Below are 14032 nucleotides of genomic sequence, written 5' to 3'. Positions count from 1 at the left end.
CCACTTCCCGTGAGCGGCGCGCTACACTACTCGCCGGTATCATCACGCTGGTGCAGCCGAATTTCCTGATCCGTCGCGCGGTCCAGCTCGGCCTCACCGCGAACGCGCTCCGCCCGTTGCGAGCCCGGTCCACGACCATCCCGGCGTTCTTCGCCGGGTGGCTGACCGGGGAGCTCGCGCCCCAGTTCCTGGCTTTGACCGCCGCGGACACTGCCTTGCACGTGGCCCGCCACGGCGTCCGCGACCGCTCGACGCAGGCCGGGCTCGCGATGGCGGCCGCGTCCGCTGCCGGGCTCGCCGCGCTGATCCGGACGGGTCATGGGGCTCGTGATGAGATCGAGGCGGCGCTGACCAACGCGCTGGGCGAGGACTACGCGGCCGAGCTGGGCCGGTCCGACCTGGGGCTGCCGTGGGGCGAGCTGGCGCTGCCGTTCCGGATGGGCGCGCCGGACGTGCGGGTCGACCGCAACATCGCGTACGCCCCGGGCGGCAAGCGGTTCCTGCTGGACGTGTATCGCCCCTCTTCGCCGGTGACCGGGGCGCCGGTGCTGCTGCAGGTCCACGGCGGCGCGTGGGTGATCGGCAACAAGGAGGAGCAGGGCCGGCCCCTGATGCGCTACCTCGCGCGCCGCGGCTGGGTGTGCGTGGCGATCAACTACCCGCTGTCCCCGGCACACCGCTGGCCGGCGCACATCGTGGCGGCGAAGCAGGCGCTGGCGTGGATCCGCGCGGAGATCGCGTCGTACGGCGGCGACCCCGGTTTCGTGGCGGTGACGGGCGGTTCGGCGGGCGGGCACCTGTCGGCGTTGCTGGCGTTGTCGCAGAACGACCCGGCGTTGCAGCCGGAGTTCGAGGACGTCGACACGAGCGTCCAGGCGTGCGTACCGCATTACGGGGTGTACGACTTCGCGGCGACGTCGGGATCGCGGGCGAGTCAGTACCGGCTGGAGAGCCTGATCGCGCGGCGGGTGTTCGCGGCCGACCGTGATCCGGTGCGGTACCTCGACGACTACATCGCGGCATCTCCGCTGGACCGGATTTCCTCGGAGGCACCGCCGTTTTTCGTGATCCACGGGCGGGACGACTCGCTGGTGCCGGTGCGAGAGGCGCGGGAGTTCGTGCGGCGGTTGCGGGAGAAGTCCCGGCAGCCGGTGGCTTATGCGGAGCTGGCCGGGGCCCAGCATGCGTTCGACGTGTTCACGTCGGTGCGGAGTGCGCATGTGGTGCGGGGCGTGGCGCGGTTCTTGGACTACACGTACAACGCCTGGAAGGCCGAGAACCGGTAGTTGCTCGGGCTCGGCCGAACCTGCGGCCGGTCGGCGAGGGCGGGCTGCCGGGTCAGTAAGCGAGGTCCAGCGGGCTCGCCGAGGGCGGGCCGTCCAGGCGCCACTCCGTGCCCACGCGGATGAACCGGTACCAGCGGGCGTCGCGGCCGTAGCGCAGCTGCAAGTCTCCCTGGGTCAGGCGGTTGCGCCAGACCTTGGGCGTTCCCGGCAACCCCGCGTCGGCCACGACTGCCTGCGCCTCGGCCAGCGGGCCGGGCCCCGGCTGCCACGGCTCCCGCACGACCGCCAAGCCGCCACGCCCGGCTTCGCGCCAGGCCTCTGCCCAGTGGACCAAATCCCGCATGGGCACCCCGGCCGCGGTGGCCAAGGCCATGAACTCCGAACCGGACCGGCTCGCTGCGCGGCGCGCGAGGTCCTCCTCGAACGTCAGCTCCGCCGCCGTCGCTCCGCCCGTCAGCAGGTCGCGCGCGAGCGAGGCGGCATCCGCGGCCAAGCCGGACAGTGCGTCCGCCGTCCAGCCCGTGCTCGGGGGCGGGTCGAGGTCCAGGATCGCCGGTGGTCCGGCCACCCGCGGTGGCGGCGGCAGGGCCGGGATCGCGCCCGGCCGCCGGGCGTAGGCCGCGCGCGGTGTCAGTCCTTCGTCCACGCGCGTCGGCAGCTTCGGTTTCTCGCCGCGCGCCGGGGTTCGGCGGGACCGCAGCTCGGCCAGGACGTCCGCCCGCGGACGTCCGCGCAGCAGGAACAGCGTGAACGGGTCGCGGTCCACTTCGTCGGCGACCAGGTAGTACACCGCCGCGACGTGCTTGCACGGGTTCGCCGAGTCCGGGCACGAGCACCGCGGCCGCAGGTCGCCCGGGCCGGGCAGCAGGTCGGCGCCCGCCTCGCGGGCCTGCTCGGTGAGCGCGCCCGGCAGCTCGCCGTCGAGCAGCGCGGCCGCGTGCCCGAGCTGCGTGCCGACCACGCCGAGCAGCGTGTCCCACTCGCCGTCGGTGAAGGTGCGCATGGTGATGGTGACCTTGTACGGCTGCGGCCGGCTGCCGCGCACCCGGGCTTTCACCTCCCCGGCGCCGACGTGCAGCTCGCTGACCGTGCCCTGGCGCGCGTACGTCCGCCCGCGAGGCAGCCGGTTCGGGTCGAGTTTCGCCCGCTGCTCGAGCGCGTCGACCCAGGCGCGGCCCCACCACGTCCGGCCGAAGTTGCGCCTCGGCGGCATCACCCGCTCCCGAGCCGGACCAGGTCGGCGAGCTCGTCGTCGGACAGTTCGGTGATCCAGTCCTCTCCCGCGCCGACGATCGACTCTGCCAGCCCCCGCTTCTTTTCGAGCACCTGCGCGATCCGCTCTTCGAGGGTGCCCTCGGCGATCAGCCGGTGGACCTGGACCGGCCGGTCCTGGCCGATGCGGTACGCGCGGTCGGTGGCCTGGTCCTCGACCGCCGGGTTCCACCAGCGGTCGTAGTGGATCACGTGGGTGGCGCGGGTCAGGTTGAGCCCGACGCCGCCCGCCTTGAGCGAGAGCAGGAACACGGGGATTTCGCCGGCCTGGAACCGGTCGACCATGTCCTGCCGTTTCGCGGGCGAGCTTTCGCCGGAGAGCAGCTCGGTGGGCAGGCCCCGGTCCTTGAGCCGGCGCTCGAGCAGCCGGCAGAGCTGGACGTACTGGCTGAAGACGAGGACGCTCTCGCCCTCGTCGAGGATGACGTCGAGCAGCTCTTCGAACGCGGCGAGCTTGCCGGACCGGCCGGTGAGCGCGCTGTGGGGTTCTTTGAGGAACTGGGCCGGGTGGTTGCAGATCTGCTTGAGCTCGGTGAGCAGCCGCAGGACCTGCCCGCGCCGCTCGATGCCCTGCTTCTCGCGGATTTCGTCCAGGTTTTCGCGCACGACGGCTTCGTAGAGCGTGGTCTGCTCGGCGGTGAGCGGGACGAACCGGTCGGTCTCGGTCTTGGGCGGCAGTTCCGGAGCGATGTCCGGGTCGGACTTGCGCCGCCGCAGCAGGAACGGCCGGACGGTGGCGGCCAGCCGTTCGGTGACGGCCTTGTCGCGGTCACGCTCGATCGGGCGCGCCACGGTGCGGCGGAAGCGATCGAGCGGGCCGAGCAGCCCGGGCGTGGTCCAGTCCACAATGGACCAGAGCTCGGTCAGCCGGTTTTCGACCGGGGTGCCGGTGAGGGCGACCTTGGCTCGGGCGGGGATCTTGCGGAGTTCCTTGGCGGTGGCGGACAGTGGGTTCTTGACGTGCTGCGCCTCATCCGCGGCAATGAGTCCCCAGTCCACTTCGGACAGTGTTTCGCGGTCGCGGCGGAGGACGCCGTAGGTGGCCAGGACGACCTCGTCGGGGGCGAGGTCGTCGAGGTGGCGGCTGCCGCCGTGGAAGCGGCGGACCGGGATGTCCGGGGCGAAGCGGGCGAACTCGCGTTCCCAGTTGCCCAGGAGGGAGGTGGGGCAGAGGACCAGGGTGGGGCCGCCGGTCGAGGCAGGTTGGGGCTCCGCAAGCTCCGCCGGACCAGGCAGGCCACCGGCACGGGACTCGGCGGCAGCCTCGGCCGGACGAAGCCGGTCGACCGGACCGGACTCGGCAAGCTCCGCAGCCTCGACCGGGCGAAGCCGGCCACCGGGCCGGGACTCCGCAACCTCCGCCGGACCAGGCACGCCACCGGCACGGGACTCGGCAGCAGCCTCGGCCGGGCGAGACTGGTCATCGGCCTCGAGCACCGCCCCCACCGGGAGCGCGGCTTCCTGGTCCGCGATCAGCTCACCCCCGGACCGGTGCGCGCCGGCCAGGGCTCGGCGGTGCAGGTGCAGCGCGATCAGCTGGATCGTCTTGCCCAACCCCATGTCGTCGGCCAGGCACGCGCCCAACCCCAGCCCCGTCATCGTCGCCAGCCAGGCCAACCCGGCCTGCTGGTACGGCCGCAGCGTCGCCTGCAACCCCGGCGGTGGGAGCACCGAAGCGCCCTCCCGGTCGCGGATCCGGGAAGCCAGGTCCCCCAGCGCCGGGGGCGCCGCGAACTCGACGCGTTCGCCGTCCAGTTCCAGCTCGCCCGTCAGCGCCGCCGCCAGGGCCTCGCCCGCGTCGAGCTTGCGGGTTCGGCCCCGGACTCGCGCGAGCAGCTGTGGATCCACCCGCACCCATTGCCCGCGCAGCCGGACCAGCGGGCGCTTCGCCTCCGCGAGGGCCGCGACCTCCGCCTCGGTCAGCTGCTCGCCGCCCAGGCTGAGCTGCCAGCGGAACTCCAGGAGGCTCTTCAGCGCGAACTCCGCCTCCGTGACGCTCGCCGGTGCCTGGGTCGCGCTCGCCTTCGCCTTCACCTCGCCGGCGAACAGCCCCTTCGACCACAGCACCTCGATGCCGGCGCCGCCGAGGTCGCGGCTGCCCTCGGTCAGCAGGTCGACGACTTCCTCGTCGTTCAGCGGCAGCTCCGCGGGCGTGGCCTGCGTCAGCACCCGGCCGAGCGGCTCCCACGCCCGCGCGCCACGGCGCAGGCCGAGCAGCAGCTGCGTCTCCACCTGGTCGCCGAGGCGGCTCAGAACCGCGTCCGGCGCGTCCCACAGCGTCGACGCCTCGATCACCAGGCTCGCCTCCGCCATGCTGCGCACCGCCAGCACCCCGGCGAACGTGTCGTCGTCGCGGCCCTCGACCCGCAGCAGCACCTGGACGCCGCGGGGTTCGCGGGCCTCCAGCTCGGCCAGCCAGGCCGCGCCGTCCGGGCCGAGCAGCGCCGGTTCGCGCGCCGCGAACGCCGGGTCGCCCGCCCCGACCGGCGCCGCCGGGCTGCGCGCCAGCAGGTCGGCCGTCGCGTCCCAGAGCGCGCGGACCAGGGAATCCGGTGAATGCAGGCGGATGCGTTTCAGCCCGGTGAGCGGCAGCGCGTACGCCTCCGGTGGCAACGCACCGGCCAGGCCTCGCAGCAGCTCCTCGTCGGCCGCGTCCAGCGGCCCGATCCGCCAGGCCGCCGCCCCGGCCGGCGAGACGGCGGGCCGCAGCCGCCCCCGCGCGACGAGGTTCACCCCGGCGTTGACGGCCGCCGACCACGCCGCGACGGCCGGGCTCGCCTCCTCCCCCACCGCGAGCAGGCGGGGCAGCGCGCGTTCGAGCGGGACGAGCTCCGCCTCGACCTTCGTGCGCGCGAACTTCGCGCCCCGGGGCAGCACGAGCTCGATCGTGGTCCCGCCGGCCACGTCGTCGCCCCACAAGGCCAGCACGCCGTCCCGCGGGGGATCCGCGGGAAGGTAGGTGGCTTGGGTGTCTGCGCTGAACTCCACGACGGCAACGCTAGAACACGCCCCCGACAGTTTCGGCCCGGGCGGCACGAACGGTCCTTTCGCGCCCCCCGATCCGCGTGCTCCGGGACGTGACTCGCGTGATCCTGACCGGATCTCGCGTGATCAGAGACGGAACTCGCGTGATCAGAGAGGCATCTCGCGTGACTGGAGGGGCGACACGCGTGATTGGCGGGGCATCAGCCGCGCGGGAGGCCCAGGAGGCGTTCCGCGGTCAGGGACCGCAGGACCTGCGTGGTGCCGCCCGCGATGGACAGGCAGCGCGTCAGCAGGAACTCGTGCTGGGCCGGACTGCCCGCGACCAGCGCACCCGCGCCGGCCAGCTCCAACGCGAACTCCGCGACGTCCTGCCGGTGCTGCACCCCGAGCAGCTTCCGCACGCTCGACTCCGCACCCGGATCCTGACCTTCCAGCCGGCGAAGCGCCGCCCGCAGGTCCAGCACGGACCCCGCCACGCCGAAAGCCACCAGCGAGCCGAGCCGGTCCAAAGCCACGTCGTCCAGCGCAGCAGCGTCCACTGTGGACACCAAAGACTGCACGCTCTCCCCCACCGCGGACCCGCTCCCGAGGGCCACCCGCTCGTTGGCCAGGGTCGTGCGCGCCAGCCGCCAGCCGCCTCCCGGTGTGCCGACGACGTCGGCGTCCGGGACGAACACGTCGTCCAGGAACACCTCGTTGAACACGGCCTCGCCGGTGATCTCGCGCAGCGGCCGCGTCGTGATGCCCTCGGCGCGCATGTCCACCAGGAAGTACGTGATCCCCTTGTGCTTGGGCACGTCCGGGTCGGTGCGCGCCAGGCAAATGCCCCAGTCGGCTTCGCGCGCCAGCGACGTCCACACCTTCTGCCCGGTCAGCCGCCAGCCGCCGTCGACGCGCCGCGCGGCCGTCCGCAACGCCGCCAGGTCGGACCCCGCGCCCGGCTCGCTGAACAACTGGCACCACGTGATCTCCCCGCGCAGCGTCGGCCGCGCGAACCGGGAGCGCTGCTCGTCACTGCCGTGCTCGAGGATCGTCGGCACCGCCCACGCCCCGATCACCAGGTCCGGACGGCGGACGCCGGCCGCCGCCAAAGCGCCGTCGATCCGCAGCTGTTCCGCGGCGTCGGCACCGAGCCCGAACGGCTTCGGCCAGTGCGGCGTCAGCAAACCCGCGTCGGCCAAGGCGACTCGCTGCGAAGACACGGGCAACGCGGCGATCCGCGCCGCCTCTTCGCGCAAGAAAGGGTCGTCCCCGACGTCGACGCCCAGCGTCCGCTCGGTCCCGGCGAGAGCCAGCGAAGCCGCTTCACGCCGCCACGGCCCCGGACCGCCGAGCCACTGCCGCAACGCCACGGCCCGCCGCAGGTAGAGGTGCGCGTCGTGCTCCCAGGTGAACCCGATCCCGCCGAGCACCTGGATGCAGTCCTTCGCGTTGGCGACGGCGGCGTCGAGGGCGACGACGGCCGCGCTCGCCACCGACAGCGGGTGCTGCCCGGAAGCCGCGTCCCACGCCAGCGCTTCGGCCGCTTCGGCGCGGCACAGCATCTCCGCGCACAGGTGCTTGATCGCCTGGAACCCGCCGATCGGCTTGCCGAACTGCTCGCGGACCTTGGCGTACTCGACGGCGATGGTCAGGCAGCGACGCGCCACTCCCGCCGCCTCGGCCGCGGCCAGCGTCGCCGCCGGCGGCTCGACCGGCGGCAGGGTCAGGACCTCGGCCGGGACACCCGAGAAGCGGACGCGCGCCAGCGGGCGCGAGAAGTCGAACGGCTCCAGCGGCTCCACGGTCAGCCCGGGTGTCTCCGGCGCGAGCAGCACGTGGCCGCCGTCGACCGGTACCAGCAGCCAGGACTCGGGAGTGGCTCCCGGCACCGGCCCGGAGACGCCGTCGACGAGCCGGTCCAGCAACACCGCGACCGTGGCCTCCCCCTCCGCGACGGCCGCGAGCAGCTCCTTCGCCGAAGGGATCTCCGCGAGCAGCAGGCCCGCCAAAGCGGTGCCGAGCACCGGACCGGGAACGAGTTCTTCGGCCGCCGCGGCCAGCCCGGCGGCCAGATCGGCGACACTGCCGTCGGCGCCGCCGACGGCCGCGGGCAACGCGACGCCGAACAAGCCCAGGTCCGCGAAGCTCGCGGGAACCCCGGTTTCCGCCGCTCGCACCGCTTCTCGCGGGTGGTGCGCGGCGGACCAGGCGTGGATCGCCTCGGCCAGCGCGGCCTGTTCCTCGGTGAGCGCGACCGGCATGGGCCCTCCTCGCGGTACGGGACACTACTCGCGAGTGTAGAACGTGTTACAGTTTTTCGGCCAGTGGGTCAATTGTTGAACGTTTCGCCAGGACAGGTACTCTACGTCGTGAACTGGAACAAGTTCCGAAGGACGGGGGAATGCCGATGCCCGGCAAGGCCAAGGCGCCGGCGAAGGCACGCGGTAACGGCCTGAGCGCGATCGGCGCCGACGAACTCGGCTCGGCCGCCCAGCGCGACCGCCGCCGCCGGATCATCGACGCCACCCTCGCGCTGGCCTCCAAAGGCGGCTACGACGCCGTGCAGATGCGGGCCGTCGCCGAGAAGGCCGACGTCGCGCTCGGGACGCTGTACCGGTACTTCCCGTCCAAGATCCACCTGCTCGTCTCCGGTCTCGCGCGCGAGTTCGAGCGCGCGCAGGAGAAGCTGGAACGCCAGGCCATCCCCGGCGACACGCCCGCCGAGCGGCTGATGTTCGTGCTCGGCCGCAACACCCGCCTGATGCAGCGCGACCCGCACCTGACCGAAGCGATGGTCCGCGCGTTCATGTTCGCCGACACCTCCGCCGCCGCCGAGGTCGAGCAGGTCGGGCGGCTGATGGAAAACATGTTCGCCCAGGCGATGGGGATCGACGACCCGGCCGAGGCCGACCGCGACATCTTCCACGTCGTCGCGGACGTCTGGATGGCGAACCTGGTGGCCTGGGTGACCCGCCGCGCGTCGGCGGCCGACGTCGCCAACCGCCTCGAGCTGTCGGTGCACCTGCTGCTGGACAAGTGATCCCGGCGGCCGCGGTCGCCGAGGCGCACAGCCGGCTGCACCGCGCGCTCGAACCGCTGACCGACGAGCAGGTCCGCGAGCCGTCGTCACTGCCCGGCTGGACGCGCGGGCACGTGCTGGCCCACGTCACCGACGCCGGGCGCGCGCTCGCCGACCTCGTCGAGAACGCGCTGCGCGGCGTGCTCGTCCCGCTCTACGACCCGAAGACGCACGACCGGGACGGCATCATCGAGGCGACCGCGAGCCGGCCCGCCGAGGAGCACCGGCGGGACCTGCTGCGGCACTCCGTCCGCCTGGAAGACGCGTGGGCGCGCGTCACGGACTGGGACCAGCACGTCGACTACCGCGACGGCAAGCTCTCCAGCACGGTCTTCGCGCGCTGGCGCGAGGTCTGGATCCACGCCGTCGACCTCGACGTCGGCGTCGGCCTCGCCGACTGGCCCGACGACTTCTGCGGCCACGCCGTGGACTTCCTCCAGGATCGCCTGCCGGACGGCGTGGCGGCCCGCGCCGGGGACCGCCGCTGGGGCGCCGGCGGCGCCGAAGTCACCGGATCCCTGCGCGATCTCGCCGCGTGGCTGTCCGGGCGGGCCGCCGGCACCGGCCTGGCCGGCGACCTCCCGGACCTGGGACCGTGGCCGGTCAGCGGTGCGCGGCGACCACCTCGGCCAGCTCGTCCAGCGCCTTGAGCGTCTCGGCCTCCGGCAGCGTCTCCAGCAGGAACGTGTAGCGCTCGACGCCCGCCTCGCGGAAGCCGTCGATCACCTTGACCTTCGGGTCACCGCCGAAGACCGCGAACTCGATGTCCGGACGTCCCTGGTCGGCGAGCCAGCCGCGGACGCGCTTGGCCTCGTCGAAGTGCGTGTGACCGCGAAGCAGCCAGCCGTCCCCGTAGCGGACGAGGCGGTTCAGCGCCGCTTCGCTCTCGCCGCCGATGTAGATCGGCGGGTGCGGCTTGCGCACCGGCTTCGGCCAGGAGTAGATCGGGTCGAAGTCGACGTGCTTGCCGTGGAACTCGGCTTCGTCCTTCGTCCAGATCTCCTTGAGCGCGGCCAGCTGCTCGTCGATCAGCGCGCCGCGGGTCTTCGGGTCGGTGCCGTGGTTGCGCATCTCCTCGCGGTTCCAGCCGACGCCGACGCCGAACAGCGCGCGCCCGTCGGAGACCAGGTCGAGGGAGGCGACCTCCTTCGCGGTGTGGATCAGGTCGCGCTGGATCAGCAGCGCGATGCCGGTGCCGAGCAGCAGCTCCGACGTCGCGGTCGCAGCGGCGGTGAGCGCCACGAACGGGTCGAGCGTGCGCTTGTACTTCTCCGGCAGGTCGCCCCCGCCCGGGTACGGGCTTTCCCGGCGGACGGGGATGTGCGAGTGCTCGGCCAGGAACAGCGAGTCGAAGCCACGTTCCTCCAGCGCCGCACCCAGCACGTCCGGCCGGATGCCCTCGTCGGTCACGAACGTCGAGATCCCGAATTTCATACTCAACGACTACCACCAGGTTGACAGGCGGTGCAGGATGGAGTCATCTCATCATACGTTGAATAAGGGGGTAGTCATGGACGTACAAGACGTCGACTTCGAACAGCTGTACCAGGGCGCCACCCCGATGGGCCGGAAGATGCCGTGGGACATCGGCGCACCGCAGCCCGCGGTCGTCGCGCTGGCCGACGCGGGCGAGTTCACCGGCGAGGTGCTCGACATCGGCTGCGGCCTCGGCGACAACTCGGCGTTCCTGGCCTCGCGCGGCCTGCACGTCACCGGCCTGGACGGCGCGCCGTCGGCGATCGAGCAGGCCCGCGCCCGCACCCCGGACGTCACCTTCGCCGTCGCCGACGCGACCGAGCTCGAAGGCTACGAAAGCCGCTTCGACACGGTCCTCGACAGCGCGCTCTACCACTGCCTGTCCGACGACGAACGGCGTCAGTACCTCGCGGCGCTGACCCGCGCGACGCGGCCGGGAGCGCGGCTGCACCTGTTCGCGTTCTCCCCGGAGGTGCCGGACGCGTTCCCGGCGCCGTACCTGATCAGCGAAGCGAACCTGCGCGAGACGGTCGGCAAGGACTGGACGATCGAGAAGCTCGAACCGACCGTCTACACGACGTCGATGAACCCGGACGAGCTGCGGCAGAGCATCCGGACGATGCTCGACGCGGATCCGGCGGGCCTGGCCGCGATGGACACCGACGAGGACGGCCACGTGCTCGTCCCCGTCTGGCGGCTCAAGGCCGTCCGCCGCTAGACGTTGCGGCGGTACTGCCCGCCGACCTCGAAGAACGCCTCCGTGATCTGACCCAGCGAGCACACCCGCGCGGCATCCATCAGCACTCCGAACAGGTTGCCGCCGCGGGTGGCCGCTTCGCGCAACGCCTTCAGCGCCTGCTGGGCCTCTTCGTGGTGGCGGTGCTGGAAGTCCGCCAGCCGGTCCAGCTGGGACTTCTTCTCGTCCTCCGTCGCGCGGGCCAGCTCGACCTCGACGTCGTCCTCGCCCGCGCGCGGGTTGCGGAACGTGTTGACGCCGATGATCGGCAGCGAGCCGTCGTGCTTCTTGCGCTCGTACAGGATCGACTCGTCCTGGATCTTGCCGCGCTGGTAGCCCGTCTCCATCGCGCCGAGCACGCCGCCGCGCTCGGAGATCCGGTCGAACTCGGTCAGCACGGCCTCCTCGACCAGGTCGGTCAGCTCGTCGACGACGAACGAACCCTGCAGCGGGTTCTCGTTCTTCGACAGGCCCCACTCCTTGTTGATGATCATCTGGATGGCCATCGCGCGGCGCACCGACGCCTCCGACGGCGTCGTGACCGCCTCGTCGAACGCGTTGGTGTGCAAGGAGTTCGCGTTGTCGTAGAGCGCGCAGAGCGCCTGCAGCGTCGTGCGGATGTCGTTGAAGCTCATCTCCTGCGCGTGCAGCGACCGCCCGGACGTCTGCACGTGGTACTTGAGCTTCTGCGACCGCTCGTTCGCGCCGTAGCGCTCGCGCATCGCCACGGCCCAGATCCGCCGCGCGACCCGGCCGAGCACCGTGTACTCCGCGTCCATGCCGTTGGAGAAGAAGAACGACAGGTTCGGCGCGAAGTCGTCGATGTCCATGCCGCGCGCCAGGTACGACTCGACGTAGGTGAAGCCGTTCGACAGCGTGAAGGCCAGCTGAGAGATCGGGTTCGCCCCGGCCTCGGCGATGTGGTAGCCGGAGATCGACACCGAGTAGAAGTTGCGGACGCCGTGCTCGATGAACCACTCCTGGATGTCGGCCATCATCCGGAGGCTGAACTCGGTGGAGAAGATGCAGGTGTTCTGGCCCTGGTCCTCCTTGAGGATGTCGGCCTGGACGGTCCCGCGCACGTTCTTCAGCGCCCACTCGCGCAGCTCGACGGCCTCGGCTTCGGACGGCTCACGGCCGTGCTCCGCCTTGAACTCCGTGACCTTCTGGTCGATCGCGGTGTTGAGGAAGAAGGCCAGGATCGTCGGCGCCGGGCCGTTGATCGTCATCGACACCGACGTGTTCGGCGCGGTCAGGTCGAAGCCGTCGTAGAGGACCTTCATGTCCTCGAGCGAGGCGATGGACACTCCCGACGTGCCGACCTTGCCGTAGATGTCGGGACGGGTGTGCGGGTCGTGGCCGTAGAGCGTCACCGAGTCGAACGCGGTCGAGAGCCGCTTCGCCTCCGAGTCGGCCGACAGCATCTTGAAGCGGCGGTTGGTGCGGAACGCGTCACCCTCGCCGGCGAACATCCGCGCCGGGTCCTCCCCCTCGCGCTTGAACGGGAAAACGCCTGCGGTGTACGGGAAGTAGCCCGGCAGGTTCTCGCGGCGCAGGAACGACAGCAGCTCGCCGGACTCGGCGTAGCGCGGCAGGGCGACGCGCGGGATCCGGTTGCCGGACAGCGTGTCGCGCCACAGCTGCGTGCGCAGCTCCTTGTCGCGGATCTTGACGACCAGCTCGTCCTGGCGGTACTCCTCCGACAGCGCCTGGAAGCGCTCGAGGAGCTTTGTCGACTCGCCGTCCACATCGGACTCCGCGGTGGCGAGCAGCCCGGCCAGCGCGTCGGTCGACGCGTCCACCTTGGACAGTTCCGACTCGGCCAGTGCGAGCGCCTCGCGCTTGCGGACCGCGGCGACCTGTTGCGCGGTCTTGGCGTGGTAGCCGCGCACGGTGTCGGAGATCTCGGCCAGGTAGCGGGCCCGGTTGCCCGGGATGATCGTCGACGCGTCCGTCGAGACCTTGCCCTCGACCTGCGGCAGGGTGCCGGCCGAGACGGTCAGCCCGCGCTCGGCGAGCAGGCCGCGCAGGTGCTGGTACAGCGCGGTGACGCCGTCGTCGTTGAACTTCGCCGCGCTCGTGCCGTAGACCGGCATGTCCTCCGGGCCCGAGTCGAAGGCCTCGCGGTTGCGCACCAGCTGGCGCGCGACGTCGCGGCGGGCGTCCTCGGCGCCGCGGCGCTCGAACTTGTTGATCGCGACGACGTCGGCGAAGTCGAGCATGTCGATCTTCTCCAGCTGCGACGCGGCGCCGAACTCCGGCGTCATCACGTACAGCGAGTCGTCCACGAAGTCGACGATGCCGGCGTCGCCCTGGCCGATGCCCGGCGTCTCGACGATCACCAGGTCGTACCCGGCGGCCTTGCACGCCAGGATCGCCTCGCTCAGCCCGGCCGGGATCTCGCCGGACGTCGTGCGCGTCGCGAGCGAGCGGAAGTACACCGGGGAGCCGTCGAGGCAGTTCATCCGGATGCGGTCACCGAGCAGCGCGCCGCCGCCCTTGCGCCGCGACGGGTCGACGGCGAGCACCGCGATCCGCAGCTTGTCCTCCTGGTCGAGGCGGAAGCGCCGGATCAGCTCGTCGGTGAGCGACGACTTGCCCGAGCCGCCGGTGCCGGTGATGCCGAGCACCGGCACCTCCCGCTTGCCCGCGGCGTCGGTGAGGCCGCTCAGCAGCGCGTCGGGCAGCTTCTCCGCCTGCAGCTGCGTGATGACGCGCGAGAGCGAGGCGACGTCACCGGAGAGCACCTTGTCCAGCGCCGGGGCCTCGGCCGCGAGGTCGACGTCGCAGGCCTCGATCATCGAGTTGATCATGCCCGGCAGGCCCATCTCGTAGCCGTCCTCGGGCGAGAAGATGCGGGCGACGCCGCGCGAGTGCAGCAGGTCGATCTCCTCGCGCACGATCACCCCGCCCCCGCCGCCGAAGACCTTGATGTGGCCGGCGCCGCGCTCGCGCAGCAGCTCGACCAGGTAGGAGAAGTACTCGACGTGCCCGCCCTGGTAAGCCGAGATGGCGATGCCCTGGACGTCTTCGGCGATGGCCGAGGTGGCCACCTCGTCGACCGACCGGTTGTGGCCGAGGTGCACGACCTCCGCGCCCTGCGACTGCAGGATCCGCCGCATGATGTTGATCGACGCGTCGTGACCGTCGAAGAGGCTCGACGCCGTCACGAACCGGACGGGGTGCACGGGGCGGTACAGCTCACGGCTCATCCCC

At 71.9% G+C, this 14032-nt stretch carries 9 protein-coding genes; 4 read left to right on the top strand and 5 right to left on the bottom strand.

The annotated features are described in order from the left end of the window. Positions 1–50: 50 nt before the first annotated feature. Positions 51–1286, top strand: a complete 1236-nt coding sequence (locus QQ657_RS06950) for an alpha/beta hydrolase (RefSeq protein WP_284741223.1) — start codon at positions 51–53, stop codon at positions 1284–1286. A gap of 52 nt (positions 1287–1338) precedes the next feature. Here QQ657_RS06950 and QQ657_RS06945 read toward each other — a convergent pair whose 3' ends face one another. The 3 genes from QQ657_RS06945 to QQ657_RS06935 all read right to left on the bottom strand — a co-directional run bounded on the left by QQ657_RS06945 (position 1339) and on the right by QQ657_RS06935 (position 7786). Then, positions 1339–2499, bottom strand: coding sequence for an SWIM zinc finger family protein (locus tag QQ657_RS06945; RefSeq protein ID WP_284741222.1), 1161 nt, complete (start codon positions 2497–2499; stop codon positions 1339–1341). Next, positions 2499–5546, bottom strand: coding sequence for a DEAD/DEAH box helicase (locus tag QQ657_RS06940; protein ID WP_284741221.1), 3048 nt, complete (start codon positions 5544–5546; stop codon positions 2499–2501). Before QQ657_RS06940 ends, QQ657_RS06945 begins: the two co-directional genes overlap by 1 nt. Before the next feature lie 197 nt (positions 5547–5743). Beyond that, a complete protein-coding gene (locus QQ657_RS06935; RefSeq protein WP_284741220.1) occupies positions 5744–7786 on the bottom strand; it encodes an acyl-CoA dehydrogenase family protein in 2043 nt (680 codons plus the stop codon). 140 nt (positions 7787–7926) lie between these two features. Here QQ657_RS06935 and kstR point away from each other — a divergent pair, with 140 nt between their 5' ends. Then, the gene (gene kstR / locus QQ657_RS06930) at positions 7927–8565 is read left to right on the top strand and encodes a cholesterol catabolism transcriptional regulator KstR (RefSeq protein WP_284741219.1); all 639 of its coding nucleotides are present in this window, start codon (positions 7927–7929) and stop codon (positions 8563–8565) included. Further along, a complete protein-coding gene (locus tag QQ657_RS06925) occupies positions 8562–9254 on the top strand; it encodes a maleylpyruvate isomerase family mycothiol-dependent enzyme (RefSeq protein ID WP_284741218.1) in 693 nt (230 codons plus the stop codon). The genes kstR and QQ657_RS06925 overlap by 4 nt, the downstream gene beginning before the upstream one ends. Here the strand turns inward: QQ657_RS06925 and QQ657_RS06920 are convergent. Further along, the gene (locus QQ657_RS06920; RefSeq protein ID WP_284741217.1) at positions 9208–10038 is read right to left on the bottom strand and encodes an LLM class F420-dependent oxidoreductase; all 831 of its coding nucleotides are present in this window, start codon (positions 10036–10038) and stop codon (positions 9208–9210) included. The genes QQ657_RS06925 and QQ657_RS06920 overlap by 47 nt on opposite strands. A gap of 76 nt (positions 10039–10114) precedes the next feature. Here QQ657_RS06920 and QQ657_RS06915 point away from each other — a divergent pair, with 76 nt between their 5' ends. Continuing rightward, complete coding sequence (locus QQ657_RS06915) at positions 10115–10798, top strand: class I SAM-dependent methyltransferase (protein WP_284741216.1); 684 nt, start codon at positions 10115–10117, stop codon at positions 10796–10798. On the opposite strand, the gene icmF is transcribed toward QQ657_RS06915, so the two are convergent. Beyond that, entirely contained in the window at positions 10795–14028 is a 3234-nt protein-coding gene (gene icmF / locus QQ657_RS06910; RefSeq protein WP_284741215.1) for a fused isobutyryl-CoA mutase/GTPase IcmF, read from the bottom strand. The genes QQ657_RS06915 and icmF overlap by 4 nt on opposite strands. Positions 14029–14032: the final 4 nt, after the last annotated feature.

Origin of the sequence: Amycolatopsis ponsaeliensis, from assembly GCF_030182635.1 — a bacterium.
Taxonomy (GTDB): domain Bacteria; phylum Actinomycetota; class Actinomycetes; order Mycobacteriales; family Pseudonocardiaceae; genus Amycolatopsis; species Amycolatopsis ponsaeliensis.
Note: the sequence above shows the minus strand (reverse complement) of the source record. Positions and strands in the feature narration are given on the sequence as shown.

Bases quoted from the DNA above. Each gene is read 5' to 3' on its own strand.
- QQ657_RS06945 (WP_284741222.1), bottom strand. From the start codon at position 2,499: ATGCCGCCGAGGCGCAACTTCGGCCGGACGTGGTGGGGCCGCGCCTGG.
- QQ657_RS06935 (WP_284741220.1), bottom strand. From the start codon at position 7,786: ATGCCGGTCGCGCTCACCGAGGAACAGGCCGCGCTGGCCGAGGCGATC.
- kstR (WP_284741219.1), top strand. From the start codon at position 7,927: ATGCCGATGCCCGGCAAGGCCAAGGCGCCGGCGAAGGCACGCGGTAAC.
- QQ657_RS06920 (WP_284741217.1), bottom strand. From the start codon at position 10,038: ATGAAATTCGGGATCTCGACGTTCGTGACCGACGAGGGCATCCGGCCG.
- QQ657_RS06915 (WP_284741216.1), top strand. From the start codon at position 10,115: ATGGACGTACAAGACGTCGACTTCGAACAGCTGTACCAGGGCGCCACC.
- icmF (WP_284741215.1), bottom strand. From the start codon at position 14,028: ATGAGCCGTGAGCTGTACCGCCCCGTGCACCCCGTCCGGTTCGTGACG.